The organism is Confluentibacter lentus (genome assembly GCF_002806995.1).
GTDB lineage: Bacteria > Bacteroidota > Bacteroidia > Flavobacteriales > Flavobacteriaceae > Confluentibacter > Confluentibacter lentus.
The window spans coordinates 177,871-198,124 of record NZ_NIHE01000005.1 but is presented as its reverse complement, the minus strand read 5'-3'; the positions used below and the strand labels follow the sequence as shown (position 1 = coordinate 198,124).

12 protein-coding genes are annotated in these 20,254 nt (G+C 38.0%); 2 read left to right on the top strand and 10 right to left on the bottom strand.

From position 1 onward, the window contains the following. Positions 1-52 precede the first annotated feature (52 nt). The 10 genes from CDH50_RS11095 to CDH50_RS11045 all read right to left on the bottom strand — a co-directional run bounded on the left by CDH50_RS11095 (position 53) and on the right by CDH50_RS11045 (position 17,881). Complete coding sequence (locus tag CDH50_RS11095; RefSeq protein ID WP_100612338.1) at positions 53-3,298, bottom strand: type I restriction endonuclease subunit R; 3,246 nt, start codon at positions 3,296-3,298, stop codon at positions 53-55. Beyond that, positions 3,295-4,059, bottom strand: a complete 765-nt coding sequence (locus CDH50_RS15205; protein ID WP_198513488.1) for a transposase — start codon at positions 4,057-4,059, stop codon at positions 3,295-3,297. Before CDH50_RS15205 ends, CDH50_RS11095 begins: the two co-directional genes overlap by 4 nt. A gap of 3 nt (positions 4,060-4,062) precedes the next feature. Further along, positions 4,063-5,202 carry a restriction endonuclease subunit S gene (locus tag CDH50_RS11080; RefSeq protein WP_100612337.1) on the bottom strand — a complete coding sequence of 380 codons (1,140 nt, stop codon included), beginning with the start codon at positions 5,200-5,202 and terminating at the stop codon, positions 4,063-4,065. Then, the gene (locus tag CDH50_RS11075) at positions 5,186-6,760 is read right to left on the bottom strand and encodes a type I restriction-modification system subunit M (protein WP_100612336.1); all 1,575 of its coding nucleotides are present in this window, start codon (positions 6,758-6,760) and stop codon (positions 5,186-5,188) included. The genes CDH50_RS11080 and CDH50_RS11075 overlap by 17 nt, the downstream gene beginning before the upstream one ends. Positions 6,761-7,172: 412 nt before the next feature. Further along, complete coding sequence (locus CDH50_RS11070) at positions 7,173-8,303, bottom strand: Gfo/Idh/MocA family protein (RefSeq protein WP_100612335.1); 1,131 nt, start codon at positions 8,301-8,303, stop codon at positions 7,173-7,175. A 215-nt stretch (positions 8,304-8,518) separates the two neighbouring features. Continuing rightward, a complete protein-coding gene (locus CDH50_RS11065) occupies positions 8,519-9,379 on the bottom strand; it encodes a sugar phosphate isomerase/epimerase family protein (protein ID WP_100612334.1) in 861 nt (286 codons plus the stop codon). A gap of 15 nt (positions 9,380-9,394) precedes the next feature. After that, complete coding sequence (locus CDH50_RS11060; protein WP_100612333.1) at positions 9,395-10,912, bottom strand: MFS transporter; 1,518 nt, start codon at positions 10,910-10,912, stop codon at positions 9,395-9,397. A 36-nt stretch (positions 10,913-10,948) separates the two neighbouring features. Beyond that, complete coding sequence (locus CDH50_RS11055) at positions 10,949-14,476, bottom strand: PVC-type heme-binding CxxCH protein (RefSeq protein ID WP_198513486.1); 3,528 nt, start codon at positions 14,474-14,476, stop codon at positions 10,949-10,951. Between the two features lie 248 nt (positions 14,477-14,724). Then, complete coding sequence (locus CDH50_RS11050) at positions 14,725-17,337, bottom strand: glycoside hydrolase family 31 protein (RefSeq protein ID WP_100612332.1); 2,613 nt, start codon at positions 17,335-17,337, stop codon at positions 14,725-14,727. A gap of 190 nt (positions 17,338-17,527) precedes the next feature. Next, positions 17,528-17,881, bottom strand: coding sequence for a 4Fe-4S dicluster domain-containing protein (locus CDH50_RS11045; protein WP_100612331.1), 354 nt, complete (start codon positions 17,879-17,881; stop codon positions 17,528-17,530). Between the two features lie 128 nt (positions 17,882-18,009). Here CDH50_RS11045 and CDH50_RS11040 point away from each other — a divergent pair, with 128 nt between their 5' ends. Next, the gene (locus CDH50_RS11040; RefSeq protein ID WP_100612398.1) at positions 18,010-19,068 is read left to right on the top strand and encodes an acyl-CoA reductase; all 1,059 of its coding nucleotides are present in this window, start codon (positions 18,010-18,012) and stop codon (positions 19,066-19,068) included. A 78-nt stretch (positions 19,069-19,146) separates the two neighbouring features. Continuing rightward, positions 19,147-20,211, top strand: coding sequence for a 3-phosphoserine/phosphohydroxythreonine transaminase (gene serC / locus CDH50_RS11035; RefSeq protein WP_100612330.1), 1,065 nt, complete (start codon positions 19,147-19,149; stop codon positions 20,209-20,211). Positions 20,212-20,254: the final 43 nt, after the last annotated feature.

Genomic DNA, 20,254 nt, shown 5'->3' with positions numbered 1-20,254 from the left:
TATATGTTGGGTATGTCGCGACGCTACAAAATTCGCAGAGTTAAGCGGCTAATTAGTTCTGATTTTTCTTAAAGTTTTCCGCTTGTTCAAAAATCTCAATATATACTTCATCTCTCTCTACGGGTGGATAACCAAACTCGTCAAGCAAAAGAATCAGTCCAACTTTCAAAGCCGATTTTATGTCGTCACGTTTGTTCCAGTCAGGGAATTTGGCTTGTCCGTCAACCAAGTCTTTCACGGCTTTTGCTAATTCAATCATTTTATCGTCTGGATATTTGAAGTCGTATTTTATGCAAAGCTCTTTCAAGATATCATAAAAGGCTTTTTCTTCAAAATCAATTCCTAAAGCATCTCCTGCCGAAAATTCTTTGTGAACCTCCCAAATCAAATCTGTCAAAGCGGTTGCCATTTCTTCATAAACTTCACTTCTCAAAATGTCGTTTGCATCACGGTCATTATAGCGTTCAACCAAGGCTTGCATTTTTTTGGTAAAGTCAATTCCTTTTACTCGGTTTACTTTTTTGATTTCTGCAATCACTTTAGCCAATAGCTGTTGAAGCAATTTGATTTTCGTATTTGGCAACTTGATTTTATCAATCTTCGCCAAATAATCTTCATCAAAAATGTCTTGTTCGCTTTCTACTTCGTCTCCGAGTTTAAAAATTTCTTCTACGCCTTCGCTTTGCAACGCTTCTTTAATCATCTCCCTAACTTTGGCGTTCATCTGTGCTGTGTCGGGAGCGTTGCCTTTGGTGAGTTTGAAAACTATCGAACGAATTGCCAAATAGAAATGGGTGTGATCTCTTTCTAATTGCGTTAATTGTTCGCTTCCTGCACAAATATCATAAGCGGCTTTCAGTCGCTTGACTAAGCCCATAAATCGGGTTTCAAATTCTTTAGTTTGTTGCACATATTCGGCAGCCAAATTCAATGTGTTTAATTGCTGAATTGGAGTTGGGGCGTAATTATTTACACTCGTACCAAAATATTTGGAGTTGTCAAATGTGTGAAACAGTTTAGCCAAAAGGTCTAAATGATTTCTCACGATGATGATAGATTCTGCAATGTCTTCAAAATTGTCTTTGTCGCCTTCGCTGTATTGCTTCAAGGCCAAATTCATTTGTGTTTTGATGCCAATATAATCCACCACCAAACCTTTGTTCTTACCTTCAAACTTGCGGTTTACTCTTGATATGGTCTGAATTAAATTGTGTCGCTGAATTGGTTTGTCAATATAAATACTATCCAAAAACGGCACATCAAATCCTGTGAGCCACATATCCACCACAATGGCGATTTTGAAATTTGATTTTTCATTTTTGAATTGTCGGTCAAGTTCTTTGCGTTGGTCTTTAGTGCCTAACAATTCATACATTTCTTTCGGGTCGTCTTGTCCTCTGGTGGCTATGAGTTTGATACGTTCAATGGGTTTCAGTTCTCGTTTGTCTTTGTCGGTAAGTTCTGCACCCTCCTCGGCTGCTCGTATTTCGTTCCATTCAGGTTTTAGTGCAATGATATTTTTATACAGTTCGTAAGCAATCTCACGAGTGCTACACACAAACATGGCTTTTCCTTTTACTGTTGAACCTTCCGATACTCGCGTTTCATAATGATTTACAAAATCTTCGGCGACTGCTTTTAAACGGTCAGGGTCGCCAATAATGGCATACATCTGTGCCATTTCCTTTTTGCTTTGCTCAATCTGATTTTCGTTACTTCCTATCCCTGCACACTTGCCATAGTAATCTTCAATCTCTTTGAGTTTAGAATTATTCAACAGCACTTTGGCTGCTCTGCCTTCATACACAATTCTAACCGTGATTTCATCTTTCACAGATTCCGTCATCGTATAGGCATCAACCACTTTACCAAACACATCAAGCGTTGCATCTATGGGCGTTCCTGTGAAACCTACAAATGTGGCATTGGGTAAAGAATCGTGTAAGTATTTTGCAAAGCCATACGTTTTGGTAACGCCTTTCTCAGTTACTTTCACTTTTTGGTCAAGGTTTACTTGGCTTCTGTGTGCTTCGTCCGAAATACAAATTACATTGGGTCTATCAGTAAGCAGTTGAGTGTCTTCCGTAAACTTGTTAATGGTGGTTAAGAAAACGCCTCCGCTTTGTCTGCCTTGAATCAATTCTCTCAAATTGGCTCGGCTCTCTACACTCACCACTGCATTGTCGCCAATAAAGTTTTTGGCATTTGTAAATTGTCCTGAAAGTTGGTCGTCTAAATCAGTGCGGTCGGTTATTAATACGATGGTCGGACTTTCAAAATATTCGCTTTTCATCAACAATCTTGTGAGATAAAGCATGGTGAAACTCTTTCCGCAACCAGTAGCACCAAAGTAAGTTCCGCCTTTTCCGTTTCCTTCGGGTTTTTGGGCTAGCTTGATATTGTCATATAATGCTCTTGCCGCATAGTATTGCGGATAGCGACAAACAATTTTCTCATTCTTTTTTGAGCTATCAGGAATGTAAATGAAGTTGCGAATAATATCACGCAAACGGTTTTTGTGAAACATGCCTTGAATGAGAGTAAACATACTGTCAATGCCATCTACATCTTTTGCCAAACCTGCCACTCTACGCCAGGCATAGAAAAACTCATAAGGAGCAAAGAATGAACCTGATTTGTTGTTTACGCCATCGCTAATCACACAAAAGGCATTGTATTTAAACAGTTCGGGAATGTCTCTGCGGTATCTCACCGTTAATTGCTTGAAAGCATCAAAAATAGTAGCTTCTTCGCGGATGGCAGATTTAAACTCAAATACTATCAAAGGCAAACCGTTGATATACACAATGCCGTCAGGTATGCGTTTTTCTGAACCAACAATTTCTAATTGATTTACGAACTTGTAAATATTATTGTCCTGTTGGGGCTCATTGCCATAGGTCTTTACCGGTTCGGCTGCTATAGAAATTAACTGGTCTTCTTCGGGTTGACGGTGTTTATTTAAGCCTGAGTAATTAATCAGTTGAATGTAAATGTCCTTTTGGTTGCGGTCTTCTCTTTTGAGAATAAAACCGTCTGAAAGCATTTTTAGAAATGTTTTATTGCTTTCGTAAAGGTCTGATGCAGAAAGTGATTTGAGTTGAAGAATAATAGATTTGGTTTCGTTTGCCGTAATGCCTTGCCCAGCGTACTGCGTTAACAGGAAGTTTTGTAAATCTTCTTCAATCAATACTTCATCTGGTTTACGGGCAATGGTAATGCCTAAATGGTGGGGAAATCCTTCTTGCACCAACAGTTCGGTAAACGCCTTTTCTAATTTTTCTTCGGTGAATTTCATTGCCTATAAAATTTGTCATCATTCCATTTTGCAGGATTATTGATGATGTATTCAGAAATACGTTGATATGATTGTTCATTACGAATGATGTGTTCGTGATAATTGCGTTGCCAAACCGTACAACCGATATTTAATAAATTCAATTGTTTGGTTACCGATGATTTGTAACCACGTACAATGGCACCAATATTATGTGATGGCCCACGTAGGGGCGAATCGAATTCGCCCATTATTTGTTGCGAATCGAATTCGCCCATTGTATTTTCGCCCATTATTCCCATTGCGTTTTCGGGTGAATGATCCATTGCATTTGTGGACGAATGCAATTTGTTGTCATTTGCGGACGAATGTTTTATTGCATTTGCGGGTGAATGCAATTCGTTGTCATTTGCGGACGAATGATCCATTGCATTTTCGGGCGAATGCAATTTGTTGTTATTTTCATTATGGGGCGAATGCAATTCGCCCCTACCCAATAACCGGATAATGCCGTGTATATGGTTTGGCATTATTACAAATTCACCCAATTGTACATTGTTGCGTATTTCGGGGGTTTTCATCCATTCATTATGTGCAATTTCACCATATTTATTCAATTTCATTTCAGGGCGAATGCCATTCGTCCCCACAACAATTTCCCCAAACAAACATGCCCTGTCCTGGCAACATATTGTAATAAAATACAATCCCGCCTGCGAATAATCATATCCTTTTAACCGGATAGACCTACGATGGTGAATATTGGGATTGTATGTATTCATTCTCTAATTTTCTATGGTCGCTAATTTGGAAAGCAACAACTCTTTCAGTTCCGTTAGCTTTTGGATTTCTTTTGAATAGGTAATACTTAATTCATTAATTGGTTTCATTACTGATTCGAACTTTATAAGAATATCATCATCTGGTTTCATTACTTCAATTTTTTCAAAATCAGATTTACTTAACATTGGCATTGTTGAACCGCCCATTGCAATTCCCTTTATTTCATCTGCTACAAAATTCAAGTAATAGTATAGGAAATCTGTATAGAAAGTTTCTTTGACTATGATTGAATTCATTTGTTGATTTGTAATACAGTCATTTTTAACAACTGCAATTTTACCCATATCAGAACCAATACAAGTCACGATTACTGTACCTTTAGGAAGAATTTTGTTTTTTAATTTTGAATATCCCATTTCAGAAAGGTTCCTTTCTGCTCCTAGGACGAACTTATTATAGTTTTTAAAATCACCTGGAGTAACAAAAGGCATTTCATTTCCAAAATCCTCTGGACTGTTACTTGAAGGTGTTTTACCTGTTACAACATTTCCAAAATCCTTTATTTCAACATTTCCCCAATTTTCCTCCACAAACCACTCCCTATAAATCGCCTGTGCGGTTTCTTCCAGTTTTTGTATCAGTTGTTGGTTTAGGGCTATGCGGTTTTGGATGACGTTGTATTCTTTTACTATTTCTTTTTGTTTGGTGATTGTGGGAACTGGAATTAATGTCTCACATAATTCAGTCCATTCGTAACCGCCTCTAATAGCAGCATCACATTTAAAAGTTGCATATCTATCAAACTCGGTTCTGCGAAACCACATCATTAAATATTCAGGGTCAAGTTCATTTCTATCTTTTATTTCAAATACAGGATATGCAGGTGAAACCAAATTGGGCTCATCATCCAACTTTAAAACAACGGGGAATTTATTAACTCGAATAGGTGACATAAAATCACAAGCAAATTGATATTTACTCATAACTCTATACACTGACATATCTGTTCCAACAATATTTGAAGTGGTTTCTCTAAACTCCTTAGTCATACTTAAGCCTAATAATCGAGTAACTTTTAAATCTCGATTTCGGTGTTCAACTTTTTGAATATAGTTGCCGATAGGTTTATAATTTGATTTCATAACCCAACTCTTTAAATACGGTTAATAAATCGTTTTTTGAAGCTGCTTCTGCCTTTAGTAAATCTGCAAATTCAGTTTTGAGGGTTTGCATTTTTTCATCAAAGTCAATATTCTCATCTCGATTTACAAACTCAATGTATTTGCTTGGCACGAGTGAAAAATCTTTTTTAACAACCTCTTCCAACTTTGCCGAATAACAGAACTCGGGGATATTTTCGTATTGGGGCGAATGTGATTCGCCTTTACACTGCCATTGGTGGTAAGTGCTTGTTACCTTTTTAATATCATCATTAGAAAACTGTGTAAATTTCTTTTCAAAAGGTTCTCCCAATTGTCGCAAATCCATAAACAAAATTTCTTTTTCGCGGTTGCGGTAGTTTCTTCGTTGGGGCGAATTGAATTCACCCTTTTTATTTTTATTCAGAATCCAAAGCGTAACGCTAATATCGGTGGTATAAAACAAATTACGTGGCAATACCAAAATGGCTTCCACCAAATTATTTTCAATCAGCTTTCTACGTATTTTATATTCTTCGCCACCGCCACTCAATGCACCATTTGCCAAAATAAAACCTGCAATACCATTATCTGAGAGTTTAGAAACCATATTTAAAATCCAACCGTAATTGGCATTGCTTTTTGGTGGCACATCATAACCTCTCCAACGTGGGTCGTCTTTCAATTCGTTTTCGGCTCGCCAATCTTTTTGGTTAAAAGGCGGGTTTGCCATAATGTAATCTGCTTTCAGGTCTTTGTGTTGGTCGTCTGCAAAGGTGTCGGCAGCTTTTTCGCCTAAGTTTCCACTAATGCCACGTATGGCAAGGTTCATCTTTGCCAGTTTGTACGTGGTATTGGTGTATTCCTGTCCGTAAATAGAAATTTCTTTTTTGTTGCCGTGGTGCGCTTCAATAAACTTAATACTTTGCACAAACATACCGCCAGAACCACAAGCAGGGTCATAGATAATGCCCTTGTAAGGTTCTATCATTTCGGCAATGAGGTTTACAATACTTTTGGGCGTGTAAAATTCTCCTTTGCCTTTTCCTTCGGCTAATGCAAATTTTGAAAGGAAGTATTCATACACTTTGCCCACCACATCTTGCTTCGGGTCTTTGGTCGTGTCAATGTCGTTAATGGTATCGAGCAACGAAGCCAGTTTAGTTACATCTAAACCCAAGCGAGAAAAGTAATTATCGGGCAAGGCACCTTTCAGGGCTTTGTTGTTTTTTTCAATGGTGTGCAAAGCGGTGTCAATAAGCAATGCAATGTCGTCTTGTTTGGCTCTTTTTATCAGGTAACTCCAACGGCTTGTTTCTTCTAAGAAAAACACATTGTTCATATTGTAGAACTCAGCCATTTCAAGGTATTTTTCTTTGCCTTCGGCAATGAGTTTAGCTCGGTGTTCTTCAAACTTATCGCTGGCAAACTTTAAGAAAATTAGTCCCAATACCACGTGTTTGTATTCGGCTGGCTCTACGCTTCCTCTCAATTTATTTGCTGCTTCCCAAAGGGTAACTTCAATTGCTTTTTCTTTTAGTTCTTTCTTCTGCTTCGCCATTATTCTCGTGTCAATGTTTAAAGTTTTTAATGTCTGCTAAGTTAAGTTTTATGGTTGCATTGTCATCATAATTGCGTTGCCAAAAAATGGCTTTTTTGGTTTTTCGAAGCTTTGGCATTTTTCAACACTAATCAAACATAGCCTTTTCTTACAATATATCCAAACACTATTTCATCAGTTTATCATTGTTTCTCAATTGATTAATAGCTTTTATTTCACACTCATTTTAGTTAGGTTCGGGCAAGCTCCCATTTCTAAAAAATACACCAAACCCATCCTCGAACAAGGCATGAAGTCATTTTTTTGTTTTTAGTTATACATCATGAGATTGCTTCGTGCCTCGCAATGACAAATAAAAAATCCCGAGTGATACACTCAGGATTTTTAACTAATTCAAATTATTTAAGTGACCTTATTTACCGCTTAGGGTAAAGTCTGGTAAATACATTTGTTTACCGCCTTGCAACGCCGACTCATGCGCTAAAATACCAACGCAGGTGATGTTGGCAGATTGTTTGGCATTTGGGTAAGGTTCTGTGCCTTTCACCAACGCATTTACAAACTCATGCACCAAATGTGGGTGCGAACCACCATGTCCTGCACCTTGTGTGAAGGACAGGTGTGTGTTATCGTCCGTGTCATACACGCCTTTGGTGGTGAATCGTTGGATTTCTTCAGGTAAATACTTGGCGTAATCTGGCGACTCTACTTCTTGTGGAATCTCTGGTTCTGGCTTTTTAGCGGTATGCACCACCAAAGGATGTCCTTCTATAAGCGGCCATTCCACCGATTTTTTGGAACCATACACTTCAAAACTTTCTCGGTACTGACGTGCCACATCAAACAATGAGCGGTACACATGCGCACTGATATCAGAATCTTTAAACTTGATATGGGTACTTTCAACCGCAAATGGGGAGTTGTATTTTGGAATGAGTTCTTCTCTAATGGTTCCCGAACCAAAGCAAGATACATATTCTGCTTCCGATCTTGTTAATGCCAATACAGGCCCTACGCAATGAGTGGCATAATGCATGGGTGGTAATCCTGGCCAGTAATTCGGCCAACCATCCATGTCTTGTTGGTGACTCGCTTTTAGGTATTGTATTTTACCTAATTCGCCTTTATCATACAGTTCCTTCATAAACAGAAACTCACGGGCATATACCACAGTTTCCATCATCATATAGGTTAATCCGGTGGACTTTACTAAGTCTACGATTTGTTTACATTCTTCAACGGTTGTTGCCATAGGCACTGTACAAGCCACATGCTTCCCTGCCTTTAGGGCTTTTATGGATTGCTCACCATGATTGGGAATGGGCGTATTGATATGTACGGCGTGTATATTTGGGTCTTTTAACAATTCATCATAATCGGTGTAACGCACGTCTATGCCGAATTCATCTCCAATCTCTTTAAGTTTATCCTCGTTACGCTGACAAATGGCGTACATAACCGCATTGGGGTGTTTTTGATAGATGGGAATAAATTCCGCTCCAAATCCTAGACCTACAATGGCTACGTTTATTTTTTTACTCATAACTTTTAATCTATTAGTTTTAATATATGCTTAATTATGTTGTGTTTTTAGTTAGCTTGTCAGTTCGAGTGATTCGCCTTAAGCGAATTGTATCGAGAACTTTAGTTAAGTTAAATTAGCTTCTCGATACAATTTTCTCATACTTCGAAAATCACTCGAAGTGACATTTGATTACTAAATTGACATATTCACTTTTAACTTTTAACTATTCACTATTATTCCGCCCATGATTTTAGAAACTTCAAACCATCTTTTGCAAAATCATCTTGCGTATCGGCTTTAGGTGTCCAAAAACAAACGGCTCCTGCTAATTCCACATTCTGGGTGGTAAAGCTTTCAATAGAAACAATGCCCTTATACCCAATGGCTTCCAACCCTCTTTTGTAGGCATCCCAAGGGGTTTGTCCGCTACCCGGTGCACCCCTATAATTCTCGGAAACCTGTAAATGAATGAGTTTATCGCCAACCGATTTAATCGCTTGTTCTACATCGCGTTCTTCGATACTCATGTGGAAACTATCCAGTATCACATTGGCTGAAGGATGGTTGATATCTTTTACCATGCGCATGACGTCGGCTGTGGTATTTACTAAATCTGATTCAAATCTGTTTAGGGGCTCCAAGGCAATGTTGAGTCCTCTAGCACCTGCCATATCACAAACCTTTTGCAGGTTGTGCACGGCTAAATCCCATTCTGCTTTACGTTGGTCGAGTTTTAACATACGTGCCTTCCCCACTGCCGAATACATAGGCCCTGCAAAAAAGGACACGCCCAATTCGGCACAGATATCTAAACAGGATTCTATGTATGACAATCCGTTTTGTTGGACTTGTTTAGATTCGTTGGTTAAATCCCTTGAGTTGCCAAAAGCCCCACAAATAGCGGTTTCTAAACCATAATCGGTTAAAGCAGATTTTACTTTTTTGACGTCGATGAGCGTTGGGTCTTCCACAGCTATTTCCACCACATCAAACCCCAATTGGGCGATCTTTGGAAACAGTTCCTGAGTGGTTTCCGTTGAAAACGGTGAGGCCCACAACCAGGTACTCACGCCATATTTTATATGCAATGCCATTAATTTCTTTTCTTTTTATTCGTTTTGCTTGGTTAATGCTACTGCGGCATAACCGCCTTTACTTCTGAAATAGAAGATGAGTGCCATATAACTTATAAACATCAAAACAGGAAATATAACAATGTAGCGTAAAGCTTCTTTTTTAGATTGATGCTGAATCTCTGTGATGGTCGCCACTTCTGTTTCTGAAGCTTCTGCAAACTTTATTTGGTCTAAGGCTCTGTAATCTCCAAAAACACTGGTTTTTTCTTCGGTAATGTAGCTCTGACTTAACTCGGTATTCTGTTTAGAATCATACGCTTTAATGCCCTTTTCAATGGAACTGTCTTGAACAAACCCTATGATACCAGCACCAATAACGCCTGCTGCTATCATACCCAAACCACCAATGATATTTAAGGTCAACGCACCACCTTTCGGGAAGCGTTCTGCTACCACACCCAGCATGGTAGGCCAGAAAAAGGCTTTACCAAATCCATAAATGGTTGCGGCTACCAATATCATGACACCTACGGCATAGGACATGAAAAACAATCCGATTCCTGCGACTACCGAACAAATAGCCAATAGCCCCAATGGTGATACTTTATGGATGATGGAACCTGCAAACAATCGCAATACAAACATAATGGCAGAAGTATAAACCAATATCCATCCCGCTTGAAGTCCGATTTGGGTCATGGCTGGCGTCATTAAATCCGTAATCCAACTATCCGTACCCAACTCCGTCACGGCAAGTGGTATCATAATCACCAAAAGAATGACAAATAAGGGCTGTCCGAAACTCTTGGTATATAATCCAAATAATATGGTTATTAACATAATGATGGCCACGTTTAACCAAATGGTCCATGCAAATACCTCACCTAATTGAAATACCACAATAGCAACAATAACCAATGCACCCACAGCACCGACTTCTTGAAGCATTTCCTTGTAGGAGACCCCAGCCTGTACACGCTCGTTTAAAGGGAACTTTCTACGTAACATCATGATACCATACACCAAAGTTGGTATTAAGGTTAAGGCTATTTTGTATTCCCATTTTACATCGGTTCCCATTAATAAGGCTATGATACCTCCAAGTACCAAACCACCTGGCCAACCAGCATGTAGCATATTCAACCATTTTGTTTTTTCTTTTGAGAACATGGTGGCTACCACGGGATTTGCCACAGCTTCAACAATACCATTTCCTATAGCTCCAATAAATGTGGCAAGATAGAGTGTGCTATAACCGTCTGCAGTCACCGTTAAGGCAACCGAAGTGACGTGACAAATAAAGGCAAAACCCAAAGAGGTTTTATAGCCTATTTTATCAACCACCAGACTGAAAAGTACGATACTGATGGCGAATGGCCACAGACCAACACCAGAGATTTCCCCCAACTGTGTTTGGGTCAGATTGAATTGCACACCCCATTCTGGCAATACCAATGCCCGAAGAATAAATCCGAAAGCTGTTGTTACAATTGCTATAAAGCATGTTAGGAACAACAATCTATCGGGCGCTGAATTCGTTTGATTATCCATAAAATAAATTAATTTGGTTAGTAATCTTAGTTAGTTTTAGTTTACTCTTAAAATACCTTTCATAATACGCCAGTGTCCTGGGAAGGTGCATATATAGGGGTAATCTCCTTTTACATTCGGCAGTTTGATGGTTATGGTATAACTACCGCCCGTATTGATTAATGGCGTTGAAGCCAATACTTCTGGCATGGCTGGCACGTAATTCATTTTCTGTCCGTTAGGGTCACTCGCCAATTTATCTGCCGCCGCACCAACAACATTCATAGTCCCCGGTTTAAGAAGTAATAGATTATGCTGCATGAAATCTGGATTTTTAAGAACAATCTGTATGGTTGTCCCTGCCTTAGCGGTTATTAATTCCTTATCATACTTCATGACATCTTTTAGCGTATTCAAAGTAATCACTTGATCCACTTTTCCAACGACTTCGGTGACACCCGATTTGTTAAGTATTTCAAGTTTTCCGTTTTCAAAAACAGTGGATCTTGAGAAATAGTTATCCGGATAATTAGCAATTTTATCAGCACCAAGGCTTCTTTCAAAACCGACTCTAAGTCCTAAATCAAGATTCTTCTTGAACAAACCAGCTGTTTTAACAGAACCTGCTTCCTTGCCGTTTACCGTCAGTTTCATCGTACCATCATCCTGTAAGCCCGCTGTAAAAGAGAAGGTATTTGGCAATGGTTCTGTAGTGACTACCTTATAAGCTTTTCCATTTTGGTTAACCACAAAATGTAAATTATTATCCATAAAATAAAGTCCGTAACCATCCCTACGATTCCCTTGAACCATAATAACACCTGCATATCCTGCTGGTTCATCGCTTCTTTGTCTTAATTCCACATCGCCCGAAACAATCCATTCATTATTACCAACTTCTGGGGTCAATGGCACAGCTTGTCTAAACATTCTACGCAATGGAACCACATTTAAACGAGAACCAAACGCTAATTTTTGAGCTAGCGATGCTTCCATTAAAGACGGATTTACGTTCAAGCCTCTTTTTATGAATTCTGCCCTAAAGCCGCGTTCATTTAACTTACTTGAAATCGTTAACGCATATTTCAACCACATATCGGCAAAGTTTTCTTGTTTCTCTGCCATATTTACAAGCGCACGCCCGATGCCATCCGATTCAGGCATTTCGGTCGTTGCTAAAACAGCAGCTAATCGTACCCTAAAATCGGTATCATTAAAAAGTCCAGCTTTTTCCATAGCATCAAAAGATTGTGCTGTTTTTGGTAATACTTGTATAGCGGCTCTTCTCACACCTGCAGAAGGATGTGATAAAGCTTTCATGGCTACTTTTACGGCCTCATTATTAGGAACATCAAAGGCTCCCAAACCATGTAGCGTCCATAAGGCATGGATTGCTGGCGCGTTGATGCCGATTTCATCAAGCGATTCGTTTTGTATTATTTTATACAATTCAGGAAATACAGAATTATCTTTATTCTCAACTAATAAGCGTTGTGCATGGGTTCTCCAAAGCATATTATTATTAGAAAGGGCTTTGATAAGACCTGCCTTATCATCCTTACTTAATGATAGTGTGCTTTTTTTATCGTGTCCTTTATAAATGACTCTGTAAATACGGCCTCGAGAACGGTCCCTTAGCGGATTTACATAAGCGTTTCCATAACCATTATAAGCATCCACACCTGCAGAACCAGCTGAAGGCGTTGGGTTGTGTTGGATGATGAAGTTATACCAATCAGCTATCCATACGGCACCATCGGGGCCTACTTCAGCTTGAATTGGGCTGGCCCATTCATCGCCACTAGTTAATAAATTCCAACCATCACCATCTTCAATAAAACCAGCACCTTCCTGTTTTAAATTCACTTTGTGCACCAATCTACCCGTTGGTTCGGTAACAAACGCCACACTATTCCAATACGATTTAGGAAATTCCCTTGCGGTATATAAACTGTGCCCTGCTGCTGCCGTAAAACCTTCCATAACATCTACTTGACGCAGGTTTTTAATGGCATAACGCATATCGTAATGAGAGTCTAATTTAAGGATGCCATTTTCATCCAGACCAGCTTTTTCGAAATAGCGTTTCGGTAATCCGAAAAATGCGGAATGAGTATTATTTGCTGTGGAAATAAATACATCAAATTCTTCTGAGAATCCGAGTCCCCAAGTATTATTCGATGCATTCCCCAAATGTTCTATATCTCTGGTGTTTGGATCAAATTTATACATGGCATTGCCAAATGATAAGGAATCTGTACCTCCTTGTGTTGCTACACCATTAAATCGGGAATAGCCTACCATGCCCCAGATATCATTATCCAAACCATAGCGTAAGTTCGAAGATTGTGCATGCGTATCGGTTTTTCCCCATCCTGGTAAAATATCTTCCCGAACATCGGCAACATCGTCGCCATTGGTATCTTTTAGGAATAGGAATGACGGTGACTGACTCACAATAATACCACCATTGGAAAATACAAAACTGGTTGGAATGTTTAATTTTTCAGCAAATGTGGTGACTTTATCTGCTTTGCCATCGCCATCAGTATCTTCTAATATTTTGATTCTATCATCACCTAAATCATCTTCTTTCACTTCATTGGGGTAATCGACTGTTTCAATAACCCACAGCCTGCCTTTTTCGTCCCAGTTCATATACATGGGGTTGAAAATCATCGGTTCTGATGCGAATAGTTTTAATTCAAATCCGACTGGCACTTGCATTAACGACATGGATTCTTCTGGAGTCATTGGTGCTTGAACCCTTGGTGCCGGATCTCTCTTTTCATAATTTGGCACCATACCATCAACATATTGGGCTTCGGCTATATATACTTTTTCAAGATTTGCTTTAGCCTTCTCTCCAACTGCCCACATTAAACCATTCTTTACTAAATCTAAAAAACCTTGGTTAGTAAATGTCCTTATATCATGCCCATAAGCCGTATAAAAAACACGTCCTTCGCCATAAGGTCTTACCCAAGTATATGGCTCATGATGATCGCCTTCCACACGCTCTGCCAATACTTCAATATTTGGAGAGATTTTATCATGGACATAAGTTTCATCAAAGGTTTTAAAAGCGGTAATACCTTTCATGACCTCGTGATTGGGTTTTAAAATCATATTCTGAATGGTATCGAACTTATGACTTTTAAACTGACCACCAATCATTTCTACAACCTCATCGGAATTTCTAAAGCAAAAAGACGCCGAGTGTAAGGCTATCAAGCCTTTACCTCCTTTAACATAGTCTAAAAGCGCTTTTTCTTGCGAAGGCGTGATGGTATCATGGTTGGCATACACAATTAACCCAGCATATTGATCTAGATTTTCTTTGTTTAAATCGTCTGGATTATCGGTAAAAGAAATATTGATACCGCTTCTAAAGTATTCTTTCAAAAGAATACTCGCTAATTTTTGAGAATCGTGATTGGCATTGTTCTTATGACCTAAAAAAAGGATTTCCATTCGTTTAGGAGTGTCATCTACGGGTTCAGAGGTCTTGCTTTTACAGGAGCTTAACAAAATCCCAAAGGACATAACTATGGCTAGTTGAAGCCAAATTTTTTTGTGTGGCATGATTAATTAAGTTTAGTTGAGTTTGATATTTTGTTGCCTAAGAACCATAACTCTAAAACTATAAATAGAGGTGTAAAACTTAAACAACACACCAAAATAGTGTTTTTTTTACACTTATTAATTAATAGCTGTTTTTTTTGATTTTTTTTAACAGTTTGATTTTCAATACAGCTTATAAAATAAAAATCCCAAGCTTACTCTTGGGATTAAAATATTAGGTCGTGGTATGCAAATGTGGTTTTAAGCTTTTATTTTCTAACTACTACTTTTTTTCCATTATAAGTTATTGTTTTAGCTGGCGTAGCTTTGTCAATGCCTATCCCATTGTTTTCTTTCACAAAAACAATATTAAAGATTCTATTTTTAAGCATGCCTTCAAATGTTCCTTCAGTTTTACCAATGGTAAGTGTTTGCTTTTCGTCATTCCAATTAAATGAAATGTTAGAAAAAGCACCGCTTTCATAATTATAATTTGTGCCTTCATCTTCGTATAAGGTAAATGTGCCATCTGCTCCTTCATATACTCTTATTTCGGTAACACCTGATGGTTTATCCTCTGTGCTTTGCATAAAATCGTCCATAGGCACCATAGCACCAGCCTTTACAAAAAGTGGTATTTTAGAAATAACATCTGCTTTAACCGTTTGTCCGCCATCAAACTGTTTGCCAGTCCAAAAATCAATCCACTTAGCGCCTTTAGGCAAATACACCTCTAACTCTGTAACACCTTCATCAGTCACCGGAGCTACCAAAAAAGAAGAGCCAAACATATACTCGTAGTTTTGCTCTAAAGCCATAACATCATTGGGAAAATCCATCACCAACGGACGCATGATGGTGCCGTTATTAAAGGTAATATCTGCTGCTTGTGAATATATATATGGCATTAAACGGTAACGTAAGTTTAGATAATTCAAGGCTTCTTTTTCCATTTTTTCACCATAGCGCCAAAACTCGGTATTGGTTTGGTAACCATGAACCCTTTGTAAAGGCGCAAATGTTGCAAATTGAAACCATCTTAAAAAACGTTCTTGATATTCGGCACTTTCATATTGCCCGCCTCCGGGACGAAAGAAACCACCCGCATCAAACGTCCACCATGGCATACCTGTTATGGACATGTTCAATCCGCCAGTAATCTGTCTTTTTAAAGTTTCCCAATCATGGCCAACATCACCACTCCAAACCGCTGTAGAATAACGCTGTTGCCCCGAGAATCCACTTCTGGTAAGAATGAAAACGCGTTCATCTGGCGCATCTTTACGCACGCCATCATATATGGTTTTTGTAACGTACATGGGGTACACATTGCGCACCACTTCACCAGGCATGGTACCGTTATTAACCATTCTCCCTTGAAGGTCATCATTTTCTGGTTCCGTAGCATCTTGCCACCAACCATCAATGCCGAGCTTTAAAAGTTTATTACTAAAATTTTGCCAGTAAAAATCGGCTGCCTTTTGATCGAAAAAATCAACCCATTGCGTTTCTGGAATATAGAACCCTTTTTCAGTGAATTCTTTTCCAAGTTCTGACACGGGATCTATTTTAGACCATACAGAGACCATCAAACGCATATCCATGTCGTGCAATTCCTGAACCATTTTGGCTGGATCGGGATAATTGTTTTCATCAAACTTCATGGCATTCCATCCGTATTTACCCCAATATTGCCAATCTTGAACAATCATATCTATAGGTAGTTTACGCTCCCTAAACTCCCGTGCATTTTCCAATAACTCGTCTTGGGTATTAAAACGCTCGCGGCAATGGATGTAGCCCAAAGACCAAATGGGCATCAATGGTGCCTGACCAGTTAAATTACGGTAACTGGAAATCACAGCATCGGCATTACCAGCAAACACAACATAATCCAATACGTTGGCAACTGGAGAGCGAAATACGGTTTCATCTTCCACTTTTTTGTAATATACAACAGGTTTATCATTACGCTCTCCTGTTACTAAAATTTTATGCTCTCCAGCCTCCAATTCAACAAACTCACTAGTTGTTGGCGGCAACCAAAAATTTCTAAAATCAATGATATCTTTGCCATCAATGGCTACTTGCCATCGTCTCGCCATTTTTTGACCAACGTCCAGCAAAAGCGCATACTTACCTGATTCTTTAACCGTGAATGTTCCAGTAAAAAGCCCATCCTGCCGTCTTTCGCGTCTGGTACCTTCTGTGGTTGTGACATCTACTGAAATGGCTTCCCCATCTGTTCCTGCTGGCTTTAATTCTATGACATTATCTGCCGGATTAAAATCCGTCAATCCGTAATTATGCCAAAGTAAACCATATCCTTTGCTAGACATAATGAACGGAATGGAAATTTGTGTATTAACCTGTGTTAAGCGTCTTGGCAACGTACGGATATTTAAATACCCATCTTGAAACTGACCTGTACCATATATATATTCATCTTTGGGAGACTCAAAAGCCTGCTCCACAATATAAGTTGGCTGGCCTTGAACGGCACTGGCTGTAAACACTCGACTATCAGGTTTTTCAGTTAAAAAGACTTTACCTGTACTGTCTTTATAACTCAATGCTCCCGTTTTTTTATCTATGACCACTTTCATTTTAGAAGTGCTGACTTCTATTTGAGAATCTGTTTCAGAAACATTAAATTTAGGCACTTCTATTTTAGAAGTAAAAACCAATTCTTCATGGTTTATATTTTTGAAATCTTTTCCGTATTGAATCCTAACGGTACCATCAGATAATGGACTGATGTGCATTGTTCCATCATCTAAAGCAACAATAATTTTATTGGATTGCTTGGTGTAGTTTTTTACCGATTGCCCTAAGCAAAATAGAGGCAATAGCAAGAAAACAAGGGTTCTTTTTAATTTCATTTTTAAGTTTAGTTTAGTTATTTCAAATATAATTATATAAACTTTACGTAGAATGTTCTCAAACTCCGTAATAAAATAATCAACAAATAAATTGCTTTCTATATTAAACCATGAAACACCTTACTACAATACCATAAACAAAAAATCCCAAGCTTTCGCTCAGGATTTATTATTAATCATTCATTATTAATTATTCTTCAGGGTGCATGAAGCGTTGTTTTGCCAACAATTCTTCCTCGGTTTCCACATGGTTCTCATCAGGAACACAACAATCTACAGGGCATACCGCTGCACATTGAGGCTCATCATGAAATCCTTTACACTCCGTGCATTTATCTGGTACAATATAGTAAATCTCATCACTTATAGGTTCTTGGGCATCTTCGGCATCAACTTCCTTGCCGTTGGTTAATACCACTTTACCTTTTAAACTGGTACCGTCTTTATAACGCCAATCGTCTGCGCCTTCATATATAGCGGTATTTGGGCACTCGGGTTCGCAAGCACCACAGTTTATACATTCGTCTGTTATAATAATTGCCATAGCTTTTCTTTTTTAATTATTCCTTGATAAACTTAATATAAAAGTAAGTTTAAAAAAGGTCGTTCGTTACATTTTTCTAACTTTGCATGGCAAAAATAACGCCAAAACCATTCATAACCAAACTTAGGATGAATTTACAGCAAAGAATTAACGCTTTTGTAAAATTAGGAGATTTTTTAAGTCAATTTTCTAACGAATCTATCCATATAAAAAATAATGTGGAACATAACGATTTGTTTTTTGATGGCTTTAAACACCAAATAAAATTAGCCGAAGAACATAATGGCTGGTTCACAAAAGAAAACATACTATTTGCATTGGAGGGTTGGAGCAATTTACTGACCGAAAACAACTTACATGTTTGGTTAAAACCATACCATATTGAAAGCATCCAGCAAAAAAAGATCGCTATTATTATGGCAGGGAATATTCCACTGGTTGGATTTCATGATTTTTTATCCGTATTAATTACGGGACATCAAGTGGTTGTAAAACAATCATCCAACGACAAATATCTACTTCCCTTTTTAGCTAAATATTTGGAATATGTTGAGCCCTATTTTAAAGGATTGATAACCTTTACCGAAGAAAAACTGGAACATTTTGATGCTGTTATTGCTACAGGAAGTAACAATACCGCACGATATTTTGAATATTATTTTAAGGGCAAACCATCCATCATTAGAAATAACCGAAACTCTGTTGCTGTTTTGTTTGGAACGGAAACTCCTGAAGAACTAAAAAAACTATCGGATGATATTTTTAGATATTACGGTCTTGGTTGCAGAAATGTCTCCAAATTGTTTGTTCCAAGGGGATATAATTTCAATGCTTTCTTTGAATCCGTTTACCATTGGCACCCTATTATTGACAAAGCAAAATATGCCAATAATTACGATTACAACAAAGCGGTGTATTTAATGAGTGAGTTCGATATGCTTGAAAATGGCTTTTTAATGATTAAAGAAGATGAAAGCTTTTCATCACCCATTGCTACTGTTTTTTATCAGTATTATGATTCATTAGATGTTTTAAAAGAAACTTTAAATTCAAAAAAAGATCATATACAATGTATTGTTTCAAACGGATTTATGGAAAACGAAATTCCGTTTGGCAAGACTCAAAAACCCGAACTTTGGGATTATGCGGATAACGTAAATTCCATTGAATTTTTATTATCGATTTAACAAAAAAATTATTGAATTTATACCACAAAATATACAATTAATTAGCAACTTTGCATCTTTAAAAATTTACACATACTAATGAAAAAACATAACTTTAGTGCAGGTCCAAGTATTTTACCACAAGAAGTAATCATCAAGTCTTCAGAGGCTGTTCTTGATTTTAACAACGAAGGTTTATCCATATTAGAAATATCACATAGAAGCAAAGCTTTTATTGATGTTATGGAAAAAGCGCGGTCCTTGGCATTGGAATTAATGGGCCTTGAAGGCAAAGGTTATAAAGCATTGTTTTTGCAAGGTGGAGCTAGTACGCAGTTTTTAATGGTTGCCATGAATCTTTTAGAAAAAAGAGCTGGTTATTTAAACACAGGAACTTGGAGTACTAAAGCCATTAAAGAAGCTAAAAAATTAGATGATATTTATGAGGTTGCCTCTTCTAAAGAAGCCAACTTTAATTATGTACCTAAGGGATATGACATTCCTGAAGATTACGATTATTTCCATTGCACATCAAACAATACCATTTTTGGAACCCAGATAAAATCGTTCCCAAACTCACCAATCCCAATGGTTTGTGATATGAGTAGCGATATTTTTTCACGTCAGTTGGATTTCTCTAAATTTGATTTAATCTATGCTGGCGCGCAAAAAAATATGGGCCCTGCTGGTGCGACATTGGTTGTTGTAAAAGAAGACATTCTTGGCAAAGTATCTCGAAATATTCCATCCATTATGGATTATAAAATCCATATAGAGAATGGCAGTATGTACAATACGCCTCCCGTTTTTGCGGTGTACACATGTATGTTGACTTTAGAATGGTTAAAAAGTATAGGTGGTTTAAAAGCAATTGAGGATTTGAACGAGAAAAAAGCTAGATTGATGTATTCTGAAATTGATTTGAATCCGTTATTCAAAGGATTTGCTGCCAAAGAAGATCGTTCTTTCATGAATGCAACATTCACCTTAGAAAACGAAAACTTAAAAGAAACCTTTGAAACTATGCTTAAAGAAGCTGGTATTAGCGGCTTAAACGGACATAGAAGTGTTGGCGGCTATAGAGCATCCATGTACAATGCACTACCTATTGAAAGTATCAAAGCACTTGTTGAAGTAATGAGTGAATTGGAAAGTAAAGCTTAAAACAGAATCGTTATTCCGAACGAAGTGAAGGAATCTGTTTAAA